Raw genomic sequence first — 25,686 nt, 5'->3', positions numbered from 1 at the left:
GCGCCGCCAACAGTTGTCTTAGGATGTTGCAATCCATGCTTCGGTTTTCGGCAATCTGCGATTTTAGTTCTTGGCGAGCCGAACAACCGCCGGTTTGTCGGAGTTTAGGCCTTGGCGAGCCGAACTTCGTGAGTTTTTATCTTGGCGAGCCGAGCAGCGTAAGCTGCCGGGTGGCTCCCGGCGGGCTGACACTCCAACCCAAATCTGCCTGACTCCGACCCGTGGCTCAAGCGTTTTTCCCGCCGGAAGCCACCCGGCAGCTTACGCTGCTCGGCTCGCCAAGATAAAAACTCACGAAGTTCGGCTCGCCAAAACCTGCGCATTTTCCCGCCACTTATCCTTTAGCAGATACCAGGGGCCTTTTCTTTTCTTTTTTGTGTGTCCAATGTGTCCAGTTTTTTTGCTCAGGCCGTCGTCATTTCTGGCGATGCCGGAGGGGCGGCTTGGGTTGTCGTTGGCGTCGTAAACTTTGGATTGGAAAAGACTTTCTTCCGATCTTCGCTCATGTCCGGGAGTTCGCCGGGGACGCATTTGTCGGCCAAAACGATTTCATCCATCATCGTGTCGAGAAAATTGGCCTTTGCCAGTAACTCCGTGTGGACGAATTCGCCGTCCGATTGGATCACGATTCGCTCAAGAACCCTGCGATGGAACAATTTGAACCGGCTGTTCGGGTCCCCGATCCGCAGGCCGAATTGCAGCCTCGCCCGGTACCAATAGCGGCTCTCGGCCCGTCCGAGGTAACCTTTGTGAGGTTCGGGCCACATGCCATACAAGACTCGGAAAAGGAAGCCAAACACCCGGCGACGCCTCTTTCGCCCGCTTGGTTCGGGAAGGCCGCGCCGATGGCCGTTCACAAGTTCCACCACCCGGCCGGTGTATTCGTCTTTGAAGCCAATCGACTTGAGCATCCGGGGCAAGTCGGCGGGATTCCAACCGCCCCCAAGGGCCGAATAGAAGACCAGCGGTTGGCTGGCCTCGGCAATCCCCAGACGGATACAGGCTCCGAAGCCGGTCGGCTTTTCCAGCGCCAGTAGTTTCACACGGGGATGCTTGGAGGTGATTTTCTCGATGATCGCCCGCAAGTCGTCCGTGATGCCATCGGCGACGAGGAGCACCTCATACGGCCGGCCGGTGTTGTTGAGAACGCCGAGCCACGGACTCAGGGAGTCCGCGAGGTTCGTGGCCGAGGGGGCCATGGGGAAGATGACGGTCAGCCCTTCGACGGTGTCAGCCATGCGTGGTCACGGGGTTCGGCGAATCAGGACCATCGGGCGATACGACCCGGCGGGAGAACCGGCCCGGCTGTCGGCGACCGTTTCAGTCGGGAACGGCAAATGTTCCCGCAAGGTCGCCGCCTCGTCCTCGCGGACCACGACGACCAGCACCGGATCATGCCGCCATTCGGCCAGCAAATCCCCCCACCCGGTCAGGGTACGGACGGGCCGCCCCAACTGGTAGGCAAGCAAATGATTCTCGACCCGGAACATCACCACCGGCGCCGGAGCCGGGGACAATTCCCGCACTTGCCGGGCAAATGGTTCCGTTTCCCGCGAGGCTTGTTCCTTGGCGGTCACATAATGGTCGAACCCGAACCATCCCACCGGCATCAGCACCAGCATACCGAAAAACGCGGTTCGCCAGAGCCGCTGTCCGTTCAAGGTCCGCGAGGCATACCACCCCTCGGCCCAACAACCGACGACAATAGCCAGCCCCGGATAAGCCGGAAGAAGATAATCGGCCCGCTTGAACCGGGAAGCACTGAGGACAATCACCATCACCACCAGCCAGTCCAGCCCGAACCGGGCGGCGGCATCGCGCCGGGGCAACTTCCACAACGCCACCAACGCCAGCGGCGTCCACGGCAGGAAGTCCAGCGCCAGCCGGGGCAGGTAGAACCACCACGGATGCGAGCCAAGAGCCTCGGCCCCGCCAAACGCCCGGTTGATGTGGTGATACCAGAAGAAGACCCGCGAGAATTCGCCATCGGTCGCCCGATGAACGGCGATGAACCAAGGAGCGGCGAACAGGATCGCCAGAAAACAAGGCGACAAGGTGATTAGGTGATTAGGTGAGAAAACCTGTTTCATCCGATCTTGGAATCGTCGTGGCGGGGCGGATTCGGCCTCACCTGATTGGGCGAAGCAATGCAAGAGCCAGACGCCCGAGACCAACACCAGGCCAATCGGCCCCTTCAACAACAGAGCGAAGGTGCCGAACAAGGCCGGAACGAGGATTTGCACCCATCGACGCTTGCCAACGGGCTGATGCAGCGTGAGCAACATGCCGGTGACGGCGGCCGTCAGGGGAATGTCGATCCGGCCGATGCGGGCAGTGCCGGTGAAATGGACGGCCGAGGCCAGACACGCCCCGGCCACCAACCCGGCCACCGGGCGACCTTGCTGGCGAAGCCACCACCAAACCGCCATGACCGTGAAGGCACCGGCGAAAATGGCCGGAAACCGGACGGCGATTTCATCCACATGGCCGCGACCCCCCCCGACAACCGCCACCAGCCAATAGAACCCGGCCGGCTTTTGAAGTTCGGCGGTTCCGTCGAAGAGTCGCGGAAGCAGCCAGTCGCCCGTGTCCAGCATCGTCTGGGCGTTCTGGGCCGCGCGGGCCTCGTGGCTGGCCCAGAGGCTTCGAGACATCAACCCATTGGCGAACAGCAGGAGACACAGCACCAACAGGAAGAAACAAGGCAAGAGAACCGCCCGCGAACGCGGCGAGCCAAACCCGCCGCGATTCCTGTCTTGATGTTGCTGCGTTCCGGCTTCGGCGTCTTGGGCTTCGAGTTCGATGAGGTTGTTCATGCCGCCTCGGACTTCGGGTGAATCTGGGCTTCGTACAGTTCGCGGTAAACGGCACAGGTTCCGACCAAATCCCGGTGCAGGCCGACGGCCACCAGTTCGTGGCTGTCCAGCACCACGATGCGGTCGGCCATTTGAACCGTGTGCATCTTGTGGGTGATGAAGAAGGTCGTTCGCCCCTTCTTGAATTCCTGCAGCGCATCATGAATCAGCCGGTCCGACACGGGATCGATGGCGCTGCTGAACTCGTCCAGCACCAGAATGCTCGGATCACGCAGGATGGCCCGCGCGAGGGCGATCCGCTGCTTCTCCCCGCCGGAGAGGGCGCCGCCGAGGTCGCCGATCTTCGCGTCGTATCCCCCCTTGGACATGATGAAATCGTGGGCAAAAGCCTTTTTCGCGGCCGCCTCAATTTGTTCGGCGGTGGCCCGGCGATTCCCGTACTTGATGTTCCGGCCGATTGTGTCGTCAAACAAAATCGGGTCTTGCGAGACGAGGGCAATCTGTTTCCGGAGGCTCCGCAATTGGGCCTTGCGAATGTCGATGCCATCAATCAGGATCGACCCGTGGTCGGGATCATAAAAGCGCGGCAGAAGGTTTAGGAGAGTGGATTTGCCGCTGCCGTTGGCCCCGACGATGGCGATGGTCTCCCCGGCCTTCACCCGCAGGCAAATGTTGGTCAACACCTGCTTTTCCGGCGTGTACGAGAAGCACACGTTCTGGAATTCAATTTCCTTGGAGTGCCGTTCGAGGTTGATGCCCTCCGCATTGGATTGCACCTGCGGCACCCGATCCATGACGCCGTAAATCCGGTCGCACGCGGCGGCGGCCGATTGCAGTTTCGTGTACACGCTGGAAAGCTTCCGCACCGGATCGGCCATGCCGATGAGTTGGGCGTACAGCCACAACAGTGTTTCTGTTTCCATCACGTTGGCGGTGAGCTGGATGCCGAACAGACGCTTCTCGCCGCTCAACACGAGATAGGCCCCGGCGAGCAGCGCCACGCAAACGGCAAACACACCGGTCACTTCCACCATCGGGCCGGTCAGGGCGTCGATGCGAACCACCCGCATGTTCTTTTCCGCATAATCCTTGGCGGCATCGTGGAAGCGCCGTCGCTCGTAGGGTTCCATCGTGAACGCCTTGACGATCCGCAAACCTTGGAAAGTTTCCTGGAGGATGCGGTAGATATTCCCCATTTTGTCGAGGAGTTTGCGGGAGGCCTTTTTCATCTTCTTGCTGGCCATCGTCATGATGATGACGGCCGCCGGAACAATAAACAGGAACAACAGGGTAAGCTGCCAGCTAATCCAGCAAGCAATGGAGATGCACGCGAGGGCGCGCAACGGCTCGGCCACCACCCGGCCGAAAAGGATCTTCATGCCGTTGCCGGTCATTTCCATGTCGTTGGTGAAGCGGGACATCAAATCGGCCGATCCGCCTTCCTGCACTTGGCGCATGTCCTGATGGATCGCCTTGCGGAAGAACTCGTTTCGGAAGTCGAGGATGGTCCGGTTGGTGACGGTGCCCACGAGATATTCCTGGCAAAACTCGAACACACCCTTCACGGCCACCCCGATCACCACGACCAACAGAATCAGGGCCAGCGTGTTGAACCGGCCCGTCGGCAGGTGCCGGACGACGTGATGCTTCAATTGCTGGTAACGCCACTGGCGGGAACGGGATTCGGAAAGATGTTTCTCGGCCCGGTCGAGCCGGTCGGTGAGCCGGTGCAGTTCGTTGTCCCTGGCCTCGCCGTGCCCAAACCCCTCCACCACCGTTTGCCGGGCCTTCAATTCGTCCGTTTCGCGGTCTTTTTCGGTGATGTCCCGCTCGATGAGTTCGATGCGAACATCAACCCACTGTTGCAGATTCATGTTGCTGCCAAGCACCTTCATGACCGGATAGACGGCCGTGAAGTTCAGCCCCCACAGCAAGGCGGCACACAAGGCGCAGACGAGCGAAAGCACCAGCCTGCCGCGATAAGGAAGGGCGAGTTTCAAAGCGCGCAGAAAATTTCTCATGGCCGCATCACACCTCTGGGAGCGTGGCGGTTATACCCGATCAGGCAAGATGGGACAAGGCGGACCGGCGGCGGGGAAAAATCAGAATGAAGCCGCGGAAATGGCGATTGAAGAGTTTGAGGCCGAAACGCCGGACTCCCCGAGTGTGTCATCGCATTCAGGGAGCCGGAAGACGGGGAACAGGTTCGTTGCGAGATTGCCTTCGCGGGGATCAGCCGCCGATTCTTCGCAGGTAGGCTTCCCAATCAGAGAGGTTCTTTTCGCATTCCCGTTTGTAGCGTTCCCAGTCCTGCTTTTCCGTAATCAGGGAGTTTTTCTTCACTTTCAACGCCGCCAGCGAGAGTTCCAGGACAAACACCGCCCCTTCGTTGTTTTCTTTCTTTTTCGCCTCGGCCACTGCCAGTTCGGCGGCGATGATCAACAAATCCCCGGCAAAAATCCGGTTGGTGCGGTCTGTGATTTCTGTGGTGGCCTTGCTGATGTTGGCCTTGCACTGGCTGATTTCGTAACGGGCCGTGCTGGCATCCTGCGCCCGGCCGGAACCGGGCAATCCCAACAGAACCGTGGCGGCACAAAGAATGCCAAAGAGGCCGCGAGCACGGTGCGAGTTTGCATAAGAGCGGAACATTCGATGTCTCTCCGAAAGGCGCCACGAAATAGAGCGATGGAACGAGTCGGGTCACTGGCAAACACCGCCTTGGCGCCGGGCGGAGACCCCATGACCGACATCACACTCGGGAACAAAACCGATTCGGGCTATCGTGGCTCTCTGACCCCGTTGTTTGCCGCCATCAAATGACTTCACACTTGATGTGTCGGCGAACGAAGAGGGCGTGACGGGTCGGCCGCGGCGTTTTTCCCTTGCCCAAAGGCAAGGAAAATGCCACCGGTGGTTTTGGCCACATTTCAGACCCGTTTGGCCCGCTTGGGACAGCGCCCGGAATGAGATTGCCCCCGCAATCTTCCACCGGCACGAACTTGCCCGACGAGTTTGACGCAAGCCAGCCATCATTGGGAATAGTCGATCAGATCGATTTGCGACTGAAAATCCCAATCAAGCAATTTTTCAATGGCTGGTTTGTGCGATAGGAAGGTCAAAAGACCTAACTTAAACTCTCTATCTTCAAGTTAGCCGCCGACAAACCAGCGGTCAACTTCAAAATAGAAATTATTTCATATTTATTGTTTAATTAGATTTATTGCGATTAATTGATTTCGGAAAGGATTTGCCCGTCAGCACCGCCGCCAGACTGTTTTGTCCCCATGATGTGCGGGGCTCGGCGGACAAGATCATGATCCCCGTTACAGGAGCATCCGCCGGGCGGAAATTGGCAGATTTTCAACAGTCCATCATTGCAACAACGCCGCAAGCGGCATCATCCTCGGCGACGGAATGCGTCCGTGGATGATACCGCTTGCGGCGTTGCTTCGGGGCGTCGCCCGGCGGTCAATCGGAGCCTCTCTTATGGCTTGCTTTCAGCCCCGACGCCGCTGAGCGGGTGATGGGTGACGGCATCCCATGCCAGTCTTTGCAGGAGGTGATTGAGCTTTTCCTCGTCATCCCCGAGTTTGGCCTGTTTGAGAATTCCCGGCACCGGCAAGCCCACCGGGCTGCGGCGATACATGACGGCGTAATTGCAATAACCGACCAAGGCCATCAGCGGCGGTTTGCCGTGGCCAAGGGGATCGGTGAACAAATCTTCCTGAGCCTTCAATCCGGGGGCCTGCCCCGCGATGACCTTTTCCCGCAGCGAGATCACGGCCTGTGGGGCTGGGACGATGTACAGCACAGTCTTGCCCTGTTGTTTGTTCAGGTTCTGAATGTGTTCGTCCATTTCCTTGAAATACACCGCGTGGCGCTTGCGCAGTTCTTCGCCGGTGATCGCGTTGTGATCGACCTTTTCAGGCCGCTTGGTCGTTGGCTCGTAAATGTCCCAACGCAACCAGATGGGCTGGACGAGAATGCGGATGTCTTTGTTGTGTTCGACGGCCAGCTTGGTGAAATTTTCAAGGCCCGGATCGGGGAGGAAGATCGGCGACAAAGTCAACACATCAACCTTGCCGGTCTTGAGGGCTTCCTTGGCTTTGTTCTTCTCCTCGGCGATGTCCCAATGTTGAATGACCCGCGAACCGCCGATGGAGGAGACGCCAAGTTGGGCGTGATCCGGAATCTTGGCCTGCTTGGCGAGATCGGCCACGATGCCGGGAACCCACACATGGAAACTGTGGCCACAGGTGAAGACCCGTTGCCCCTTGGTGATCGGCTCGGTCGGATTTACATTCTTGTCTTGGGCGAATGCCACGGCATTCGGCAGAAATGCGAGAGCCAAGACCGTCAAAACAGCGGCGATGGCTCCGCATCGGAAACTCATAACCATCATGCGGACTCCTTGCGTAGAGAGTTCAGAAAGGCCCCCGCCGATTCTAAAGCCACGCCGATCCGCACACCAGAACCATCTTCCGTCCGTTTTGATGAACAGATGCGGGCAAAGAGAGGAAAACGGGTTGGCGTCGTCGACGCAAATGGCTGGCTTGGCCCGGCAGGCGCTCTTCAGCAGGGTTTGCCCCGGCGTTTCGGCTTCTCTTAGGGGACTTCGGCGGCGAACTCCCCATACTCCAGTTCAAGGGCCGCCAGGGCAAGCCGGCACACCAGCGGCACAACCGCCAAGGGACTGCGTGTCTCGCCGGCCAGATGGTCGAAGGTCTCGAAACTGGTCAGCGTGTGGAGGACGTTGACCACTTCGCCAACGGCCTCCGGCAATGGCTTGCCGTGCTTCTCCGTGATCCGGCCGACGACCGTGCGGAATCCTTCCCGCCGATACTCTTCTCTCACGCGCACCGTCTGGGAAATATCGGCGTCAATCAGGGACAGACCCCGAATCCGGCGAATCACCAACCGGTCGGTTTCCCAGAAATTCCCGAACGCGCCAATGAGTTCCGTCAGCGCATCACGCGGCTCCGGCTGTCCGAACGCCGCCCGGAGCCGGTCAATGAGGCCGCGCGCCGCTAGGTCGTCGAAGAGGGCTTCGAGAAGGCCGGTTTTGGAGCCGAACTGGTTGTACACCGTCATCCGGGCCACCCCGGCCTGACTCGCGACGGCATCGACCGTGAAGGCCGTGACGCCATCAGGCGACGATAATAGTTCGCGGGAGGCGGCAACGATGCGGGCGCGAGTTTGCTCGGCGGCCGTCTGGCGTTGCCCAAGTCGGTAGGGCCTTGGGTTCATGAAACCTTGACGCCCTTTCAAGATTTAGTTAGATTCACAGTACAATCAAATTTCCGGCGTTGCTCGATCAAGACTGCCTCCGATTTTAGCATGAGGCTTTCGGTGGTCGAGGGCGCCGATCGGAAAGGGACTTTTCCATGACGATCCAAGAGAGCCTTTCGACCTCCCCGCATCATCTTCCGGAATCGGGAACCGGGGAAAAACCGGCGAAGCCGCCGCGCGTCTGGCCCCCCGTCTTGCTGCTCGGCATTTTCTGGGCCGCCTATTCGGTCCAGCGCTGGACGGAGTTGGGAATCTCCTTCGGATTCTTGGGTTTTCTAATTCTGATGGGGCTTGGCGCCCTCATCACTTGTCTGTTCGTCGGCTGGTGGCTGGGCGCCAGCCGGACCGGGATCAAGGAGAGGTTCTCGGTGTTCGCCGTCGTCATTTTCGCCGGCGCCGGCACGGTGGTTCTTGCCCACAAATCCGTTGCATTTTTCCTGCTGGTGCCAGGATTGCCGCTGGTGTTGACCGCTTGGGCGCTCTGTTTTCTCCTCATCCGAAAGCAACCTTCCGGGCTGCGAGGCGCCATCATGGCCGGGGCGATGGTCATGAGCTGGGGGGCGTTCGACCTGATCCGGGCGGAAGGCATGGGGGGCGACGGGCAGTTCGCGATTCGCTGGCGGTGGAGCGCGACGGCCGAGGAGGTGTATCTTGCGGAATTGGGACATACAGAGGCAACAGCCCCGGCATCGTTGACTCGATTGGAGTTGCGCGTGCAACCGGGGGATTGGCCCGGATTTCGCGGCCCGAATCGGGATGGAACCCTGCGGGATGTTCGCATCGCCACCGATTGGAATGTCACACCGCCGAAGATGGTCTGGCGCCGACGGATCGGGCCGGCTTGGTCGTCGATCATTGTTGTGGGTGATCGACTATTTACCCAAGAACAGCGAGGCGGGCAGGAAGCCGTTGTTTGCCTTGACGCCGCCACCGGGCGAACGCTCTGGTCGCATGAGGATGCCGCTCGGCATGAGGATGTGCAGGGAGGGGTCGGCCCGCGCGCCACGCCGGTGTTTGCCGATGGCCGCCTCTATTCCCTTGGATCAACCGGGTTGCTGAACTGCCTCGATGCCACCACCGGCGAGCGAAAATGGACCCGCGAACTTGCGGCCGACTCGGGCGCCAAAATTCCCATGTGGGGCTTTTCAAGCTCGCCGCTGGTGGTCGGAAACTTAGTGATCGTCTTTGCCGGAGGCGAGGGAGAAAAGACCCTGCTGGCCTATCGCACCGACTCGGGCGAACCGGCATGGTCCGCCCCGGCCGGTTCGATCAGTTACAGTTCGCCGCAACTCGCGTCGGTTCTCGGCGAGACGCAGTTACTTTTTGTCGGCGACCGGGGACTGTCGGCCTACGATCCCGTCACGGGGGCGGTACTCTGGCGACATGCCGCCCCGAGCAGCAATCCGGGGGTGCCGCGATCCGTCCAGCCGAGAATGATCGGGTCCGGCCGCATCCTGTTCGACGCCGGCCCCGACCGGGGGACGGCGCTCATTGATGTGACGAAGACGGACGGATCATGGGTCACAACGGAACGATGGGTTTCCCGGCAGTTGAAGCCTTCGTTCAACGACTTTGTGGTGTCCGGCGATGCCATCTACGGTTTCGACGGCCGAATCCTGAGTTGTGTCGATTTGCAAACCGGCAAAAGACGTTGGAAGGAAGGGCATTACGGCAGCGGGCAAGTGTTGCTGCTCGACGATCAACCGTTGCTCTTGGTGATCTCCGAAGAAGGCGAGGCGGTCCTTGTGGCGGCCGATCCGAAAGAGCATCGGGAACTTGGCCGGTTCAAGCCGATCGAGGGCAAGACATGGAATCACCCGACCATCACCAAGGGGCGGTTGTACGTCCGCAACGCCCAAGAAATCTCCTGCCACGAACTCCGGCCAGAAGGGGCGCCTTGAGAACCCAACAAGTTTGGGAAATGGCTTATTTACCGGCGATTTCGTGGCGATAGGTGACCATTGACCGGGCCGGAAGGGTGTCGGTGAAACTCCCGGCGACGACCTTCAGTTCCGGCAGGGCGGCCACATCTTCCGTGGCGCTGGTGCGGGTCCGTTCGACAGCAGGAACGGTCGCAAACTTGCCGGTTAGCTTGAGCGTGATCGGGGCATCCTTGCCGGTCATGTTCACGATATGAACGACAAGCGTGCGGCCGTCGGCAGAGAGAAAAGCCGTGGGCTTCGCGCCATCGGCCCCCTTTCCGGTGACGCCCGCTTCCACGACACGCATGCCGGGTTTGAGCGGCGAGGCCCATTGACGGAAGAGATGGTAAGGCTTCGTCAATGTGTATTCTTCCCCCCATTTCACATGAATCAGGGCTTCGCCGGTGTCGCGAGGCGGATAGACCCAGTCGTAGGCCATGAACACGTTCGCCCCGCCGACAAACGCCTCGTGCATGGCGTTGCCGTATTCCGTGGCCGAATTAATCATCCCCGGCGAGGAGTCCTTCGTGCGGGGACACCATTCCGTGACCCAGACCGGCCGTTTGTCGGCCAGTTTCCGAAGAGCGCCCCAGCGGTCGCCGCGCGGGTCGTAATCATGCGCCCCGACGACATCGAGATACTTTCCGGCGTTCTTCAAAATGAGCGGCACATAGTCCTTGGCGGCACCCGGCGCGCTCAGCGTGTTCGGCCCGACCAGTTTGGGCCGGGGAACTTCCGGGAACTTCTTCGCCATCTTGTCGAGGTATTCCCCCGCCGTCTTGAACAAGGCGGCATGTTTCTCCGGCGTGAGGCAATAGCCCGGTTGCGTGTGGGGCCAGTCCGGTTCGTTCGAGATGCTCAGGTATTTGATCGGCACATCGTTCTTTTGCATGTGCGCGAGAAATGCCCAGGCATATTCGGCCAGTTCAAGCTCCATTCCCGGCTTGATGGTGGCGCGGGCTTCGCCGCCGGCGGAGGCTTCGTTGTTGGTCTTCATCCACGGCGGCGGCGTGTAGAGCGTCGCATAAAGCTGGATGTCCGGCTGCCGTTTCAGCGCGGCCTTGGCAATGTCAATCGTGTGTCTGCAATACTCAAAGTTTTTGACATCAAACGCGGGCGTGAGCGGGTCGTTGTTGTCGTTCTGCGGCTCATGCGTTTCGCGAATCATGAGTTGCAAATATCGCGTCGGCACGCTCTTGAACATGTCGTCGTACAGTTGTTCCTGCCGCTCTTTCTTGTCGCGGGCCGACAGGCTGGTGATGTGGCCTTCGTAGAAAATGGCGCCGACTCCAAGCCCGTCAAAGACTTGTTTGGGCCGCGCGGTCTGCACGATGATTTGAGTCTTTTCCTGGGCGAGGACATCACCGCCGGGCATGGCGAATGCGGCCATGATCGCCGCGACGAGAACGTGAACAGGCGAGAAGTTTTTCTGGGACAAGCCGTGTTTCGGCGGGAATTCCTGTGCCATCCGCCACCTCTTCACCGATTTGGGGTTCGGGAGTTCCACATCACCCGCCGGGCGGCTGGCGGGGCGTTGCTCCGATGCGAGTCAGACTACCAGAAGCCTTGTCAGCCCCCAAACGAAATGCGCGTCCGGTATTGTAACGTGGTTCTTCCGATGGTGATTTGATCTCAATGATGAGGCTTGGAAGTTTTGCCCCCGACTTTCATGGTTGCCGCTTGAGTTCCGACTTCAGCCGGTCTTGCTCCGCCAAGAATTCTTCCCACTTTTCGCCGGGGATACAACTGATGGAGCCATCGAGAAGAGTGACCCAATGACGGCCGCCGTATTGCCGTTCGCCATTGTGGCCCAGTCCGGCTTTGTCCCAGAACAGGGCCAGCCGGGAATCGTCACCCGGTCGTAGTCCCTCGACATAATGCCAGCCGCATGTTTCCGGGGTGAGAAGATCCCCGGCATCGAGACGGGCTTGGACAACCTCAACCGGAACAGTCTTGCCCCGAAGCAGGTTCGCGGAAACTTCCTCGGGACTGTTCCGGTGCAGCAAACTTAAACTGGCTTCGGGAGTGGCCTCCCCTTTGGGAAACCAGCCGTCATGCTGATCGGCGTAGTTCAACAAAGCCATGTATAACTGCTTGTCACAACAGTGGCTCCAGCCGTGGGGGTAGCGATGGTCATAGATCACGCCCCCCACAACTCTCAACACGGCAACCAAGGCAATAAAAATGACCGCCCGTTTGGCCAGTCTTCGCATCCGCATGGTGGCCTCCGGGAACCGGGCCTGTCCCCGTCAGCTTACTTGGATTTGACCGGGTTTGCGTAGGTCAGAACCATGAGGAGCATGTCCGCGACTTCATCGTCCGACTTGGCCTTCCCGTAAAAATTCGCGTGAGTCTGCGTGAACGTCACGTACAACATGCGGTCTTTGGTGAGGGCCACACGCACCGTTTGACCGTCGATGACCTGTTCTTTGCGCCACAAGAGGGTGTCCTTGTCCAAGGAACCGGCGGCATCGCCCGCCAGTTTGCCGATGTCGTACCCGAAGGCGAAGCCGCTAGCCTTTGCGATCTTGCCGACACGGGTGTCTATTCCCTGAAGTTTCTCATGCTTGTAGCCCGGCAACAGTTTGATGCCGCCCGGCGTCGGGTCGGCGGGTTCCTCCGCGAAACCAGCCGGAACACTGAGCAACCCAATGACGGACAACGCAAGGACGACGGACGGAATACGCATGACGGCGGCTCCCAAGAGAAATTCGCTTACTTGAACGGCTCGGTGCTGACCTCGACTTTGCCGAGGACAAACGGGATCGATTGTTCCGGCCGAAGGGCAAAATCGTGGCCCCACATTTTCGAGAAACAGGCATTGGTCACATGCCACGTGTGCGTTTGCCAGCCGGAATCAGCGCTGGCGCCAAACCATTTCCCCACGTTGGCGTATGGCGAGCGTCCCTGACTGTCGGCGACCTCGTAAAAGAGATTCATCCCGACATTCCCGGCCGCCAATCGGCGAACAGTGGCGCGGACGTAATACTCCTTCGTTTGGAAGGATGCAAAACTCGGGTGGACATAAAACCGCACCGAATGCTCGATGTCGCCTTTCATCACGATTCCGGTCGAACCATCCGGGAATTTGACCGTCGGCGAGCCTGCCTGCCCGATCAGGAAGACACCGTCGTTCGGCTCGGCTGTTCCCGGTTTGTGGCTCACTGTCTTTGCCTTGGAATAATCGCCGCCCCAAGGGAAATTCTTGCCCGTGTTCGCCTTGGCCAACGAGACGAACTCCGCCGGAATGCCAGTGACAATCACCGGGGAATCGGTCAACGTAAAAGGCTGGTCCGCCTTGAGGGAGGCGACGCGGCCAAGGGAATCAATTATTTCCACATCGCCTGAGAACGACATCGTTTTGTCCGCCTGGCCGGAAGGCATCCACGCGACCAGCACCGGCGAGGTCTTTCCCTCGAAAACGAATCCGTATCCCTTTCTGTCCTTCCCCATCGCCAGCCATCCCACATACTTCGGCGCGAGACCCAAACTGGCTGACATCGCCTTCAGCATCTTGTAAGAGGCTCGCGGGCTGCCATCGCGGTTCAACAAGCCGAAGCCTTGATCTTCGCCGACCGGGTCTTGGGCCTCGAACCACTGAACCTTGGCAATCCCCTGCGCCAAGGCCATCGTGTAAATCTTGACAAACGCGCGGGCGGCTTCCTGCTCCGTCACGACGCGGTCCTTCCGCTTCTCAATCCGGCGGCCGACTTCGGTGATCCAGATTTCGGCATTCGCCCGTTCGGGGGCGCTGGTTTTCAGCATGTCCCGCAGCATTCGGCTCATCCACAGAAACGGGATTTCGCCATCGACTTCGTCGATGCCATCCGCGATTTCGTAGGGGTGAATGCAAAGGAAATCGAAGTTATCCGGCTTGCCCGCCTTGGCCATCGACAGGATGGCTTGATTGAGGTAAGGGGCGTCAAAACTGGCAACCGACAGGCCGACGGCCGCCTTGGGGTTGCCCTTCTTGGCGGCTGTTCGCGTGGCGATGGCGAGTTTCGCATAATCGGCCGTCGTATGGTGGCCATCGTTAAAGCCGCCGTTGCCTTCGTTCCAGACTTCCCAATAGCGAACATCCTTCTCGTACCGCCCCACGACTTCCGAGACATACTTGGACCAGCCTTCGAGGTTTTCCATCGGGAAAGCATGAGAAGCCTTGGCGCCCGGAGGCGATCCCATCAGGATGCCGTTAATCTCGATCTTGTTGGCGGCGGCATTCTTCACCAGCGTGTCGGCCTGATCCCACTTCCACTTCCCCTGCGGCGTTTCAAAGCCGTTCCATTCGGGAAACAGTCGAACCGTGCCAACCCCGGCCTCCGCCATTTTCGGCATCCAGGCCGCATGATCCCTGTACCCGCTCGCCGACGAACTGACGCCCCAGGGATTCCCGACGGGAGTCTGGGCCGACAGTGGGGAAGCCCCGGCAATCGCCGCGAAAATCAAAGCCGCCTTGCCCAGCCAGACACGAGCCACGCACATGAATAACCTCCGGAGAGTGAGACATCATCGTGGCCATCATGATATGCCCCCGCCCGCTCGAAAATGAGTCGCGGAAAGAGGCCACTCGGGAGGGCATCAGCTTCTCTTGTGTTCAGACGAAACAAACCGGCCAGAGTTTTCCCGCAGGCCAACACGCTACAGAGTCCCGATTTTTCCGATTTCAAAACCGATCAAAATGTGACCCAAAAGTGACCTGAAAAGGTGAAAAACAGTCGTCCGGCGACCATTTTTGAGTCATTTCACACCCCAAAAGTGGTCAAAAACAGTGGGCCAACTGAACACTATTTTTCAAAAACCCCGGAAAAACAAAGGAGTCGCCTGATGATTTTGGACAAATGCGCAGCGATTCTGGGCTGTCGAAAATGGCCCATTTCAAATGCTCAAGGTTGATACCCGGATGGTTGAAAGGGATTTGCGTGGCCGAAAAAGCGAATTAGCCCAAACTTGGAAGGCAGAGGTGACAGTTGCCGGCGGCGTCGAACATCGCCGCCGGATGTGATCGTTCACGGACGAGTTCGTCCATCATTCAACAGAGGCAAATCAAGGCTTGGCCGCCACGGCGTTCCAGACCTTGATGTCGTCAAAGAAGCCGTCCTTGCCGGCGACTCCGAGTTCGATCTTGGATTTGGTTTCGTGGCCGATGCCGGAGGACTTGAGATAACCGGCGGGCTTGCCGTCGATGCTCACTCGCATCTCATCGCCGACAATTTCGACGACGAGGGTGTACCATTTGCCGGTCTCCAGTTTGGCGGGGAAGGTGGCGCTGCGGCCGACGAGCAATTTGGCGACCTCGGCCTTCTTGGCGGGGTCTTTCTTCATCTCATAGATGTCGTTACGCATCCCGCCGTCGCGTTCATCCAGAATGGTGACGCCATTGAGGCGGACCATCGCGCGACAGAGGTGGCCGTAATGGGCGCCCATGTATTTGCGATCATCAAATTCGACATCAATCATGGACGCGCCTTCAAACCGAATCTTCACTTCGACGACGCAGTTCTTGGTGGGGATCTCCAGCCCATGCACGGCCGCATGGGCGGTGACGGCCGGCTTGCCATCGGCGGCGGGCGTTGTTTTGTCGCGGGTTTGCGTCCCCTTGAGCGTCCCCTTTTCGACAACAAACGTCGGGACGACCTTGTGCCAGACCTTGGTCGGCTCGGCCCCCTCGAAATCATCAGAGAACAGAAGTTCCTTCTTCTCGGCAATCGGCTTGGCCGGGATGACGGGCAAGTCGGCGGCCACGGCCGCGGCATTCACGGCGCAGAAGAGGGCCAACAGGATGCGGGATTTCATGGATGGCTCTTGTCAAAAAATGTTCGTGCGGAGGGTGTCAGCTATGGTACGCGATTTGACGTTCGCAAACGAGGAATGATTCAGCCAAGAACCAACCCCGGCCGATGATGACGGAGAATCGGACGTTCGATCGTTTCCTCAACTGTTTTCATCCAGCCAAGACGCGACCCTCATCCCTCATCCTTCATCCCTCATCCCTTCCTCTGCCTACTCGCATCGCATCCTTCGGCCAAATGTGATTTAATCACCCCATCACCAATCGCAAGGGGTCTGTTGTCGCGTGAATGCCGAGTTTAAGTCACCGGAGGCGCTTTCGGGCGTCGTCGAGCGGATCACGTTTCACAACGAGGACAACGGCTATGTGGTCCTGCGCGTGGTCGTGCCGGGGCAGCGCGATCCGGTGACCGTCGTGGGCACACTTTCCAACGTCGTTTCCGGGGAATACATCGAGGCGAGCGGCGAATGGATCAACGACCGCAACCACGGGCGGCAGTTCAAGGCGGGCGTGCTGAAGACCACCCCGCCGCACACCTTGGCGGGCATCACCAAATATCTCGGTTCCGGGCTGATTAAGGGAATTGGCCCCACTTATGCGAAGCGGATTGTCGAAGTGTTTGGCGAGCGGACGCTGGATGTCATCGACCGGTCGCCGTCATTTCTCTCGGAAGTGAAGGGAATTGGCCCGCAACGGCTGGAGCGCATCCGGCAAAGCTGGCAGGAGCAAAAGGGCGTGCGGGCAATCATGGTGTTCATGAACTCTTACGGGATCGGCACCGCCCGCGCCATTCGCATTTACAAAACCTACGGGGACAATGCCGTCGAACTGGTGAAGAGCAATCCCTATCGGCTGACGACGGACATCTGGGGCGTCGGCTTCAAAACCGCCGACGATCTGGCCATGCGGCTGGGGTTGCCCCCCAATTCGCCGTTGCGGGCGAGGGCGGCCGTGCGCTATGTGCTTCAGGATCTCGGCACAAAGGGGAACGTCTGCTATCCCGAGGCCGGGGTGATTGAAGAGACCATGCGGCTCACCAACATCACCCCGGAGATTGTCCGGGAAGTGATCGAGGCCGGGCGGGTGGAGGATGAGTTTGTCCGCGAGACGGCCACGGTTCCCGCCCCGGACAGCACGGAACCGGAGCCGTGGTTGTATCTCAAGCCGATGTTTCTCGCGGAACTCGGCGTCGCGCGGGCCATCAAGCACTTGGCGGCCGGGGATCACCCGCTGCCGGCCATTGACGCCGGTGCCGCGATTGATTGGGTCGAAAAAGAAATGAAGATCGCCTTGGCTCCGTCGCAACGGGAAGCCATTGAGGCAGCCACCACCGAAAAAGTGCTGGTCATCACCGGCGGGCCGGGCGTCGGCAAGACGACCATCGTTCGTGGGTTGATCGAGATTTTTTCCGCCAAACGACAACGCATCGCCCTCTGCGCTCCGACCGGCCGGGCCGCCAAACGTTTGAGCGAATCCACCGGAAGGGATGCTCGTACAATCCATCGGTTGTTGGAGTTCGACGCCGGGTTGGGCAAGTTCAAGCGGGACCGCGAAAACCCGCTCGATGCCGACTTGCTGGTCATCGACGAAACATCAATGGTGGACATGGTGTTGATGAACCAACTCCTGCGGGCCGTCCCCCTCTGGTGTTGTGTCGTCTTCGTGGGGGACGTGGACCAGCTTCCCTCCGTGGGGCCGGGGAATGTGTTGCGGGATCTGATTGACTCCGGCACGGTGCGGGTGGCCCGGCTGACGCAGATTTTCCGGCAAGCCGGTTCCAGCCATATCGTGCTGGCGGCCCACGCCATCAACGCCGGGGAAGAACCCCAATCGGCACCCGACCCCACCGGGGACTTTTTCTTCATTGATGTCGATTCCCCGGAAACGGTGGTGGACCGCATCATCACGATGGTGCGCGACCGCATCCCCGCCCGGTTTGGGTTCGACCCGTTTCGGGATATTCAAATCCTCAGTCCCATGAACAAGTCCGAGTTGGGGGTGAACAACCTTAACTTGCGGCTTCAGGAAGTGCTAAACCCGCCGGACTCGCGCAAGCCGCAGGCCGAACGGTTCGGCCGGACTTTCCGGGTGGGGGACAAGATCCTCCAATCGCAAAACAATTACCAGAAAGAAGTCTTTAACGGAGACATCGGCCGGGTGGCGGCGATTGACCTCACCGACCAGCTTTTGATGGCCGATTTTGACGGTCGTCAGGTTCCTTACGATTTTGGCGAACTGGATGAACTGACCCATGCCTATGCGACCAGCATCCACAAAGCGCAAGGATCGGAATATCCGGCAGTGGTGATCCCCCTGCACACCCAACACTTCGTCATGCTTCAGCGAAATTTGCTGTACACCGGCGTCACTCGTGGTAAAAAATTAGTGGTGATCGTGGGGAGCCGCAAGGCTTTGTGGATTGCCACGCAAAAACAGGAGACGGCCTTTCGATACTCTCTGTTGAAAGAACGCTTGAAAGCCGCCGACGCAACAACATAAAAGTCGGACGATGATTTGGCGAGCCGGACAGCGCAAGCTGATCGGATAGAGACATTCTCCCGTCGGCGGCAGACTCTCTCAACCCGATGCTTGACAGTGTTCGGCTCGCGGAAACCGGGTGTTTTGGGGACGGGAGACGACATGAACCGACGGAACGCCGACGAATGGCATCAATGGGTGGAGGAATTCGCCCAGGGTGAAAGCACGGAGGCGTGGCGGGGCATCATGTGCTTCCTGCGGTGGATTCAAATCCGCGCGGACAACGGCCACCCCATCCCTAATTTCCTCCCCGCGATCGAGGGGGATATCTTCCACAGCTACCTCCTTCGCCGGATGCTCCAAGGGAAGGAACCGCTAACCGCCCCGCCGCCGGAATCCTACGGGCAGCCGTGGTACGAACTCGTGGAATCCGGCCGGGGAACCGCGACGGATGTGAAGCCGTGGGAATGGGCGCCGGAACAGAAAATCTCGATCAACGAGGGGATCTGGACCATCGTCGAAAAGGTTTCCGACAAAGAATACATCATCATGTATCGCCTGAACCCCGGCAATTATCGGCTGACCAAACAGACGGACGGCGACACTTGGGTGATTGAACAAATCATTTAAGGAACCCGGTTTCTTTCCGCAAGCAGGCGATTCTCTTCGCGGTCATCTCTCCCGGCCGTGACTCCCGATCATCTTTCCGGGTTGCCGCATGTCTGTCCCGTCTGACGATGAATCCACCCTTTCCAAGCTTGGTTATGTGCAAGAACTCGCGAGGTGTCTCGGCGGGTTCTCGAATTTTGCCATCTCGCTTTCCATCATCTGCATTTTGGCCGGCGGGCTGACCTCGTTTCACCTCGGCTTTGCGGCCGCCGGGCCGGGCGGGGTGTGCATTGGCTGGGCGGCCTGCGGGTTGTTCTCACTGGCGGTGGCGGCCACGATGGGGCAACTGGCCTCCGCTTATCCCACCGCCGGGGGGCTATACCACTGGGCCTCCACCCTCGGCGGCCGGGGATGGGGTTGGGCGACCGCGTGGTTCAATCTCGCGGGCCTGATCGCGGTGCTGGCCGCCATCAATGTCGGCATGGTCCTGTTCGCCTTCGGGGCGTTCGCCCCGGACGACCCGCCTTCGCCGCTGACGCAGGCGATTCTCGTGGCGTTGGTCACGGCTTCGCAAGCCGCCATCAATCATTCCGGCATGCGGGTGACGCGGATTCTCACCGACTTGTCCGGCTATTGGATCATGTTGGTGGCGGTCGTCCTCACGATTAGCCTGTTCCTTGCCGCCCCGGCGATTGACTGGTCGCGGTTGCGGACCTTCCAAAACCTCACCGGAACCCCGGCCGGGGATGCGCCGGTCTGGCCCCGCGTGGAATCGGTCGCGTGGGCGTTTGCCTTGGGGCTGTTGCTCCCGGCCTACACCATCACCGGGTTCGATGCGTCGGCCCACACGGCCGAGGAAACCTTGTCGGCGGCCCTCAATGTGCCGAAGGGAATCATCCGCTCCGTATGGGTGTCGGGCGTGTTCGGCTGGTTCATGGTCGTCGGCATCGTGATGGCGATTCCCGATTTGAACGTGGCCGCCGAACAGGGAACCAATGTGTTTTTCCACACACTGCGGGGAGTGATGCCGCCCGTGTGGGCCAATATCCTCTTGGGCGGGTGTGTGCTGGCCCAATATCTGTGCGGGCTGGCGACGGTCACTTCCACGTCCCGCATGGCGTTCGCGTTCGCCCGCGATGGCGGCTTGCCGACGTCGCATTGGGTGCGCCGGGTGTCGAAGAAGTTTCAGACTCCCGCCGTCGCCATCTGGGGAATCTCCACGGCGGCCGTGCTGTTCACCATGTACACGCCGGTCTATTCCACCATTACGGCGGTCTGCACGATCTTCCTCTATGTCTCGTATGTTCTGCCAACGATCACCGGGTTCATCGCCCACGGCAACCGCTGGACGGTGATGGGGCCGTGGCATCTGGGCCGCTGGTATCGCCCGCTGGCGGCCATCAGCGTGCTGGGTTGCGCCGGGCTGATTTTCATCGGCATCCAACCGCCGAACGACCAAGCCGTGATCGTCCTCGGGGCGTTCGTGCTAACTCTGCTGGCCGGTTGGTTCGGCTATGCCGCGAAACATTTCCCCGGCCCGCCACACTTGCGCGAGAACCCGTGAAAAGGTGTTTCGTCAGTTCGCGGTTTGCCGGCTCGAACCTCGTTCTGATTTGGGCGAAACTCCCTCATTTCTTCGGGGCGAAGTCCGCGAACACATTGTCTCGCTCCAGCGGCAGCTGGAAACCATCGGAGATGCGGGTCATGTAGAGGCCACGGCAGAGCCACCAGAAGGTGTGCATCGCCTTGTCCGGGCCGAGTTCCTTTTCCAGTTCCCGATAGTCGCCGGCCGTCAGCGCCCACGGCGTCAGGGATAGTTTGCGGGCATACGCATAGGCCCGCTGTTCGGCCGGGGGAAAGCATGACCAATCATCACCGGCCAGTCGGCGGGTGCGGGCGGCGACGGCTGTTTTGTCCAGCCCGGCCAGTTCGAGCAGCATCTCGCAGTGGCCCATGCAGTAATTGCACTGGATGCTGCGTGTCTGAATCCAGAACAGGCTTTCCTCAAACACGCGATCCTGTTGAGACTCGGCCCACATCGTCCGGGTGGTGATGTTCCACGGAATCGCCAGTTCCGGGGCATAGCCATTGCACACCAAACTCCAGACGATCCGGGTCGGGTGGGTGGCGCTGGCCGGGGGCAGGTTCTTCTTCACGGTTTCCCAATCCGGGATCGGCAAGCGCGGGGTGCGGCCGCGTTGCTTTTCCAGCCGGGATTGGAGTTCCTCGTAGCTCAGCTTCGTCCATTCCGCATCCGGCGGGACAACGGCTTTCCCGTCCGGCAACAAGGCGGGCACTTCCTTTTGCTCGGGCAAGATCGGGGCGACTTGCAACGCCCCGGCGGCAAATTTGACGACGACCGGGGCCATCGGGCCGCCGTCTTCCAGCGGAATGTTCAGGCCCAGCAACAGACGGTCTTGGAAGTTGCCATAGGCGGCCAAAAGCACCATCGCGGCCACCTGCCTGTCCCCGTGGGTCTTGCGCAGGGTAGCGAACAATTCATCCTTGATCGTGGGGGCGGCCACGGTCAGCAACCGGGCGAACTCCAACGGATCTCGGTCGGCGGCCGGCCAGCCCGACGGATGGCCGGTGAGGAGGCGAACGGCGTCTTCATCAGCCGCCCGTTTCAAATCGGCGAGAGCGGTGGCTTGGGCATACTGGCACTTGTTCGCGTTGGCGACGACCCAGCGCATTTTCGCCCGCAACGCGGGGTCGAGCGGGCTTTTGGTCCGGTGGACGAGGTCGAGTTCCAGCATGGCCGCCGCCGTGCGCGGCAAATGCCCGACGACCGCCTTCGCCCAATTGGGCAGTGAAGTTCCGGCGCCGACATCCGCCTTCGGTAGTTTCGTCCAAGTTTCTTTGTCAGTCGGCAACGGTACAACCGACCGTTGATCGGTTCCCTTTTCACTTTCGAGGATGCTCATGACGAGGGCTTGCTCCATTTCACCGGGCTTGAATCCGAACGGGCCGCGGCCGTTCTTGAAGGCGATTTTTCCGTTGGTGTCAATCACATACAACCGGGTGGGCATGCCGCTGTAGGCCGTCCCGGCGGGGTCGGTGATGTCATCCACCAGCACCGTCATGCCGGGGTTGAGTTTCTTGCGGAACTGGGCGCACACGGCCACCCGCTCTTCTGTCGTGGTGGGCTGCTTCACCGCCACGCCCGCCCGCGTGTTCACTTCCATTTTCCAACCGTCCGTCGGGTGGGCTTCGCGGACATAGACCATCACGAACGTCGCCTTGTCCTTGTGCCGTTCGTAGACCGCCTCCACGTCGGGGAAGAGGGCACGGAACGGGCCGCAGGTGAAATTGCCAAAACAAAGCACCACCGGTTTTGGCCCGATCAGCGACGACAAGCGAACCGTTCCTTTCCCGTCGGCGACGCCGAGGGTGAAGTCCGGGGCCTTGTCTCCGAGCTTTGGCCCTTCGCCCATTGACCCGACTTCGCCCGAGAACAGGCCGCGAACCAAGGTCGGCACCGTCGGGGCATCCCCCGGCCCGAGACCGGAGGGGCCTCGCGGGATCAGCGCTCGCCGCAGGTCATCCGCGATGAGGGTTTCTTTGCCGCCGGCCGCCATTTTGAAGAAGGCGTCGAGTTCCTCCCGTGTGAGCCGGCCATCCCCGCCGGTGTCCATCCGGCGGAAAAACCGGGTGACCATGTTCGCTTGCATCACATACGGGTTCCGGTCGGACCAATCGAGGTCCGTCGGCGTGATGAAGCCATCCCCGTCCCGGTCAAGCCGGTCGAACAGAGAGGCCGGCCCCCGGAATTTTTCCTTGGGGATCTCGCCAGATTTCGGGTCCACACCCGCTTGAGCGGCGAGCCAGTCCCAAGTATACCGGCTGGTCGCCGGGCCGAACCACCCGTTCGAGCCGTCCATTTGCAAGCCCCGCAGGATGGCCACCAACATGCGAGTGGCTTCCGTCTGCGGGGCCGGATACTGTTTGTCCAACAGGTCGGCGACGCGGGCGGCCTCCTTCGGGTCCGCAAGGCTGTCGGGCGTCACCCCGTCGGGAAGTTTCAGACGGGGCGGGGTCATCGGCGGCGGCTCCTTCGCCCGGACGGCCTCCGGGCATGCGGCCGCCAGAATGGCAATAAGAGAGATGCGGAACAGTTTCATGTGGATTGACTCCTCAATAGCCAGCCTTGAGGACAGAGAATGAACGATGGACCGAAGGGATTGAATCAACCCCCGGAGCGGGGTCAGCCGCTCCGGGGAGGGGCGACGGTCATTTCTCGATGGCCAGCCCGGCCGCTTCCGTGATGCGGTCGAACGAGGCGCGGTTGGTCGTGTAGCTGATCAGTTGGACCACTTCCTTGGGGCCGGTCAGCTTCAAGGCCTTTTCCACATCGGCATCCGTCAGGACAACCGGGGAGGCGGCCAGTTTGCGGGCCAATGTGTACAAGGATTGCTCGGCCGGAGTGGCCTTGGACCAGTCGCCGTCGAGGGCGAAAATCTGGTCGTCGGTCTGGCCAAGAGCCTTCAACCGCTTTTGGGCTTCGCCGGTCGCGTACCACGCGCGATCCTGGCGGGCGATGATCCAGCTCACTTGGGCCTTCAACAGCAGGGTCAGATCACCCTTCTCCACGGCGCTCCGCTCGCTGGCGACCCGGCCTTTGCCCGAGTTGAAATTGACCACCAACCGGACCCATTGCGGCAGCGGAGTCTTGGCGGGCCACGTTTCCCCCAGAATTTCGCGGGCCTTGGCTTCCTCCACCAGCGGCAGCCGGGGAGTGCGGGCGGCGGCGGCGGCCAGTAATTTCTCCGTCTCGGCTCGCGGTTCGAGGGCCGGACGGATACATGCCGTCATTTGGGTCGGCTGATTGGTCTTCTCGTTGATCTGGAGAGGGGCAACTTTCGTCACCTTGCTTTTGAACGCCTCTGAGGTTGGGGTCAGATAGGTTTGCTTGCGCGGCGTGGCCGGTTCCGGTTCTTTTTCCTTCGGCGGGGCGCCATCCTTGCTGCGGAAGCCGCCACCGGATGCGGATTGCGGCACGCCCGCGCCTTCCTTCCAGCGATTGATGGAGTTGTTGCCGGCCATCGACAGGATCATTTCAAGGATCTGCAAATCCTTGTAGTGCTTGCGAAGTTCGTCAATGTCCGCGTCCGACAGTTTGTGCGGCTCATAGGTGAACTTGCGGGCAAAGGCATACGCGGCTTTCTGGGCCGGGGAATGTTCGGACCAGTCGCCGTCAAGGGCGGCGATCTCGTCCTCGGTCATGCCGGCGCCGAGCAGTTTCGACTCTTGATGACCGAGACAGTATTGGCAATTGTTGGTGCGGGAGACGATCCAGAAAAGCTGCGTCTTGAACTTGTAATCCAGCGAAATATTTGGGTCCGCTTCCCGGCCGCCGCCGCCCATGCCGAACGACTGCGAGGAACCGGCCGGCATGTACAGGGCGCGGATGCGGCCTTCGTATCCCCCGCCGCCACGTTCACCGCGTTCGCCGATCTTGGCCTTTTCCTCGGCCGTCAGTTCGGGAAGCGGAATCCGCGGCTTGCGGGCCTTCATGTCTTCCAACAGGACTTTCATGTCCGGCCGGGTCAGGGGGATGGGCCGGGGAACCGTCGGGTCGTCGGCCGCGAAGGCCGGGCTTGCAAAAGCGGCCAGACCGGCGGCGATCATGGAAAGTTTGCGCATGGGAGAGAATCCTCGGATGATGAATGCTGGCAAAAACTAGTCTCAATCGCCGGATCAGTTTCAGACGGAACACTCGCTTGGGATCAGTTCGCGGTTTCGCCGCCGTTGCGGGTGCCCATCGCCCGCCACACCGCCAGGTTCACGCTGTACGGGACCGTGCGAACGGAGCCATCAAACAAGGCGACGTTGACGACCTTGGAATGCCCGCTGTTGGCGGTCGTCGAAATTCGTTGCGGCGGATACATGCACGAGCGGTTTCCGGGGGGAAACGCATGATAGTAGCGGGTGCTGGTGTGCCCGCCGGAGGTCCAGTAGTCGCCGGCGGCCGAGTTGCCTTGGAACGAGAGATTGGTGATGTCAATGGCGTTGCATTGGGCGAGGGCTTCGTCCGGCGTGGCGGGATAGGTGCCGGGTTGGAACGTGTCCCCGTCGGCCGACGAGGCCGTGTCCGTCTGGTCTCCCTTGACGTGTTCGCTAAGCGCGGCGGTGTTGCTTGTTCCGTCGGTGATGTCCGCAAAGGCGTATGGCGTCGTGGGCCAGAAACCGCCGTCGTTCGGCGGCATGGTGGCATTCACCGATGTCGGGTAGCTGTTGACGATGCTCACGCCGTGGTTCAGGCGATAGTTCACCCCCGGCAACCCCGGAAGTGTCTGTCGCGGGTCGGAGGGGCAGAGGAACATCGGCACCACCGTGGCGCGGTAGGGCAGGTTCACCGCCGCGCTCGGGCTTTGGGTGATGTCGAACGACTTGTACAGATTGCCTTGCTCGATGAACGGGAGCAGATTGAAAAACGCGGCATAGCTCTTGGCATCCGTCCCCGCCGGGAAGGCGCCGACGGAATCATGGTGGTTATGCAACCCCAAGCCCAATTGCTTGAGGTTATTGGTGCATTTCATCCGGTTAGCGGCCTCCCGGATCTTCTGAACGGCCGGCAGCAACAAACCGATGAGGATGGCGATGATCGCAATCACCACCAACAACTCGATCAGCGTGAAGGCTTTTCTGGTTGTGGACATGGAACGAATCCTTCAAGGACGAAAAATAAATAATGGAGAGACTGCCCGTCGGGTAGCCCCGGACAGACACCAAAACAAGACGAGAAGAAAAACGCCATACGGCAAGCTGGCCCCGCGACGGGCGG

The 25,686-nt window shown here is 60.2% G+C and carries 19 protein-coding genes; 5 read left to right on the top strand and 14 right to left on the bottom strand.

Annotated features, from left to right (window positions below; translation table 11 throughout):
- Positions 1 to 404 precede the first annotated feature (404 nt).
- The 4 genes from BGIM_RS0126180 to BGIM_RS0126165 form a co-directional block, all read right to left on the bottom strand.
- Positions 405 to 1,238, bottom strand: a complete 834-nt coding sequence (locus tag BGIM_RS0126180) for a glycosyltransferase (protein WP_020472668.1) — start codon at positions 1,236 to 1,238, stop codon at positions 405 to 407.
- 6 nt (positions 1,239 to 1,244) lie between these two features.
- On the bottom strand, positions 1,245 to 2,816 hold the full coding sequence (locus BGIM_RS0126175; RefSeq protein ID WP_020472667.1) for an ArnT family glycosyltransferase: 1,572 nt from the start codon (positions 2,814 to 2,816) through the stop codon (positions 1,245 to 1,247).
- Entirely contained in the window at positions 2,813 to 4,837 is a 2,025-nt protein-coding gene (locus BGIM_RS0126170) for an ABC transporter ATP-binding protein (RefSeq protein ID WP_020472666.1), read from the bottom strand. The genes BGIM_RS0126175 and BGIM_RS0126170 overlap by 4 nt, the downstream gene beginning before the upstream one ends.
- A gap of 211 nt (positions 4,838 to 5,048) precedes the next feature.
- The gene (locus BGIM_RS0126165) at positions 5,049 to 5,465 is read right to left on the bottom strand and encodes a hypothetical protein (protein ID WP_020472665.1); all 417 of its coding nucleotides are present in this window, start codon (positions 5,463 to 5,465) and stop codon (positions 5,049 to 5,051) included.
- Positions 5,466 to 5,501: 36 nt separating this feature from the next.
- Here BGIM_RS0126165 and BGIM_RS67860 point away from each other — a divergent pair, with 36 nt between their 5' ends.
- Entirely contained in the window at positions 5,502 to 5,636 is a 135-nt protein-coding gene (locus BGIM_RS67860) for a hypothetical protein (RefSeq protein ID WP_020472664.1), read from the top strand.
- A gap of 664 nt (positions 5,637 to 6,300) precedes the next feature.
- On the opposite strand, the gene BGIM_RS0126145 is transcribed toward BGIM_RS67860, so the two are convergent.
- Positions 6,301 to 7,218: a hypothetical protein gene (locus tag BGIM_RS0126145; RefSeq protein ID WP_157369433.1), complete on the bottom strand. Its 918-nt coding sequence runs from the start codon at positions 7,216 to 7,218 to the stop codon at positions 6,301 to 6,303.
- A 203-nt stretch (positions 7,219 to 7,421) separates the two neighbouring features.
- Positions 7,422 to 8,063, bottom strand: a complete 642-nt coding sequence (locus BGIM_RS0126140) for a TetR/AcrR family transcriptional regulator (protein ID WP_020472661.1) — start codon at positions 8,061 to 8,063, stop codon at positions 7,422 to 7,424.
- Between the two features lie 137 nt (positions 8,064 to 8,200).
- Here BGIM_RS0126140 and BGIM_RS52455 point away from each other — a divergent pair, with 137 nt between their 5' ends.
- Positions 8,201 to 10,006: a PQQ-binding-like beta-propeller repeat protein gene (locus tag BGIM_RS52455; RefSeq protein WP_020472660.1), complete on the top strand. Its 1,806-nt coding sequence runs from the start codon at positions 8,201 to 8,203 to the stop codon at positions 10,004 to 10,006.
- Positions 10,007 to 10,031: 25 nt separating this feature from the next.
- On the opposite strand, the gene BGIM_RS0126130 is transcribed toward BGIM_RS52455, so the two are convergent.
- The 5 genes from BGIM_RS0126130 to BGIM_RS0126105 all read right to left on the bottom strand — a co-directional run bounded on the left by BGIM_RS0126130 (position 10,032) and on the right by BGIM_RS0126105 (position 15,820).
- Positions 10,032 to 11,495 (bottom strand): glycoside hydrolase family 30 beta sandwich domain-containing protein, encoded by a 1,464-nt coding sequence (locus BGIM_RS0126130; RefSeq protein WP_020472659.1) that lies wholly within the window; start codon positions 11,493 to 11,495, stop codon positions 10,032 to 10,034.
- 199 nt (positions 11,496 to 11,694) lie between these two features.
- Positions 11,695 to 12,246 (bottom strand): hypothetical protein, encoded by a 552-nt coding sequence (locus BGIM_RS0126125; protein ID WP_020472658.1) that lies wholly within the window; start codon positions 12,244 to 12,246, stop codon positions 11,695 to 11,697.
- A 35-nt stretch (positions 12,247 to 12,281) separates the two neighbouring features.
- Positions 12,282 to 12,716 (bottom strand): hypothetical protein, encoded by a 435-nt coding sequence (locus BGIM_RS0126120; RefSeq protein WP_020472657.1) that lies wholly within the window; start codon positions 12,714 to 12,716, stop codon positions 12,282 to 12,284.
- A gap of 26 nt (positions 12,717 to 12,742) precedes the next feature.
- Complete coding sequence (locus tag BGIM_RS0126115; protein WP_029630553.1) at positions 12,743 to 14,509, bottom strand: hypothetical protein; 1,767 nt, start codon at positions 14,507 to 14,509, stop codon at positions 12,743 to 12,745.
- Between the two features lie 561 nt (positions 14,510 to 15,070).
- Complete coding sequence (locus BGIM_RS0126105; RefSeq protein ID WP_020472654.1) at positions 15,071 to 15,820, bottom strand: hypothetical protein; 750 nt, start codon at positions 15,818 to 15,820, stop codon at positions 15,071 to 15,073.
- A gap of 280 nt (positions 15,821 to 16,100) precedes the next feature.
- Here BGIM_RS0126105 and recD2 point away from each other — a divergent pair, with 280 nt between their 5' ends.
- From recD2 to BGIM_RS0126090, 3 genes are all read left to right on the top strand, one after another.
- Positions 16,101 to 18,314, top strand: a complete 2,214-nt coding sequence (gene recD2 / locus BGIM_RS0126100) for an SF1B family DNA helicase RecD2 (RefSeq protein WP_020472653.1) — start codon at positions 16,101 to 16,103, stop codon at positions 18,312 to 18,314.
- Between the two features lie 141 nt (positions 18,315 to 18,455).
- Entirely contained in the window at positions 18,456 to 18,923 is a 468-nt protein-coding gene (locus tag BGIM_RS0126095) for a hypothetical protein (RefSeq protein ID WP_020472652.1), read from the top strand.
- 88 nt (positions 18,924 to 19,011) lie between these two features.
- Positions 19,012 to 20,466: an amino acid permease gene (locus tag BGIM_RS0126090; protein WP_020472651.1), complete on the top strand. Its 1,455-nt coding sequence runs from the start codon at positions 19,012 to 19,014 to the stop codon at positions 20,464 to 20,466.
- A gap of 64 nt (positions 20,467 to 20,530) precedes the next feature.
- On the opposite strand, the gene BGIM_RS58290 is transcribed toward BGIM_RS0126090, so the two are convergent.
- The 3 genes from BGIM_RS58290 to BGIM_RS0126075 form a co-directional block, all read right to left on the bottom strand.
- Positions 20,531 to 23,023 carry a deiodinase family protein gene (locus BGIM_RS58290; RefSeq protein WP_020472650.1) on the bottom strand — a complete coding sequence of 831 codons (2,493 nt, stop codon included), beginning with the start codon at positions 23,021 to 23,023 and terminating at the stop codon, positions 20,531 to 20,533.
- Between the two features lie 109 nt (positions 23,024 to 23,132).
- Positions 23,133 to 24,545 carry a carboxymuconolactone decarboxylase family protein gene (locus tag BGIM_RS0126080; RefSeq protein WP_020472649.1) on the bottom strand — a complete coding sequence of 471 codons (1,413 nt, stop codon included), beginning with the start codon at positions 24,543 to 24,545 and terminating at the stop codon, positions 23,133 to 23,135.
- Between the two features lie 83 nt (positions 24,546 to 24,628).
- On the bottom strand, positions 24,629 to 25,561 hold the full coding sequence (locus BGIM_RS0126075; RefSeq protein ID WP_020472648.1) for a DUF1559 domain-containing protein: 933 nt from the start codon (positions 25,559 to 25,561) through the stop codon (positions 24,629 to 24,631).
- Positions 25,562 to 25,686 lie beyond the last annotated feature (125 nt).

The organism is Zavarzinella formosa DSM 19928, from assembly GCF_000255705.1.
Taxonomy (GTDB): Bacteria; Planctomycetota; Planctomycetia; order Gemmatales; family Gemmataceae; genus Zavarzinella; species Zavarzinella formosa.
This window is presented reverse-complemented; position numbering and strand designations above follow the sequence as displayed.

Coding starts and splice junctions, on each gene's coding strand:
- BGIM_RS0126080 (WP_020472649.1), bottom strand. CDS start 24,545: ATGCGCAAACTTTCCATGATCGCCGCCGGTCTGGCCGCTTTTGCAAGC.
- BGIM_RS58290 (WP_020472650.1), bottom strand. CDS start 23,023: ATGAAACTGTTCCGCATCTCTCTTATTGCCATTCTGGCGGCCGCATGC.
- BGIM_RS0126170 (WP_020472666.1), bottom strand. CDS start 4,837: ATGAGAAATTTTCTGCGCGCTTTGAAACTCGCCCTTCCTTATCGCGGC.
- BGIM_RS0126120 (WP_020472657.1), bottom strand. CDS start 12,716: ATGCGTATTCCGTCCGTCGTCCTTGCGTTGTCCGTCATTGGGTTGCTC.
- BGIM_RS0126115 (WP_029630553.1), bottom strand. CDS start 14,509: ATGTGCGTGGCTCGTGTCTGGCTGGGCAAGGCGGCTTTGATTTTCGCG.
- BGIM_RS0126105 (WP_020472654.1), bottom strand. CDS start 15,820: ATGAAATCCCGCATCCTGTTGGCCCTCTTCTGCGCCGTGAATGCCGCG.
- BGIM_RS0126130 (WP_020472659.1), bottom strand. CDS start 11,495: ATGGCACAGGAATTCCCGCCGAAACACGGCTTGTCCCAGAAAAACTTC.
- BGIM_RS0126145 (WP_157369433.1), bottom strand. CDS start 7,218: ATGATGGTTATGAGTTTCCGATGCGGAGCCATCGCCGCTGTTTTGACG.
- BGIM_RS67860 (WP_020472664.1), top strand. CDS start 5,502: ATGGAACGAGTCGGGTCACTGGCAAACACCGCCTTGGCGCCGGGCGGA.
- BGIM_RS0126140 (WP_020472661.1), bottom strand. CDS start 8,063: ATGAACCCAAGGCCCTACCGACTTGGGCAACGCCAGACGGCCGCCGAG.
- BGIM_RS0126125 (WP_020472658.1), bottom strand. CDS start 12,246: ATGCGGATGCGAAGACTGGCCAAACGGGCGGTCATTTTTATTGCCTTG.
- BGIM_RS0126180 (WP_020472668.1), bottom strand. CDS start 1,238: ATGGCTGACACCGTCGAAGGGCTGACCGTCATCTTCCCCATGGCCCCC.
- BGIM_RS0126095 (WP_020472652.1), top strand. CDS start 18,456: ATGAACCGACGGAACGCCGACGAATGGCATCAATGGGTGGAGGAATTC.
- BGIM_RS0126175 (WP_020472667.1), bottom strand. CDS start 2,816: ATGAACAACCTCATCGAACTCGAAGCCCAAGACGCCGAAGCCGGAACG.
- BGIM_RS52455 (WP_020472660.1), top strand. CDS start 8,201: ATGACGATCCAAGAGAGCCTTTCGACCTCCCCGCATCATCTTCCGGAA.
- BGIM_RS0126075 (WP_020472648.1), bottom strand. CDS start 25,561: ATGTCCACAACCAGAAAAGCCTTCACGCTGATCGAGTTGTTGGTGGTG.
- BGIM_RS0126090 (WP_020472651.1), top strand. CDS start 19,012: ATGTCTGTCCCGTCTGACGATGAATCCACCCTTTCCAAGCTTGGTTAT.
- BGIM_RS0126165 (WP_020472665.1), bottom strand. CDS start 5,465: ATGTTCCGCTCTTATGCAAACTCGCACCGTGCTCGCGGCCTCTTTGGC.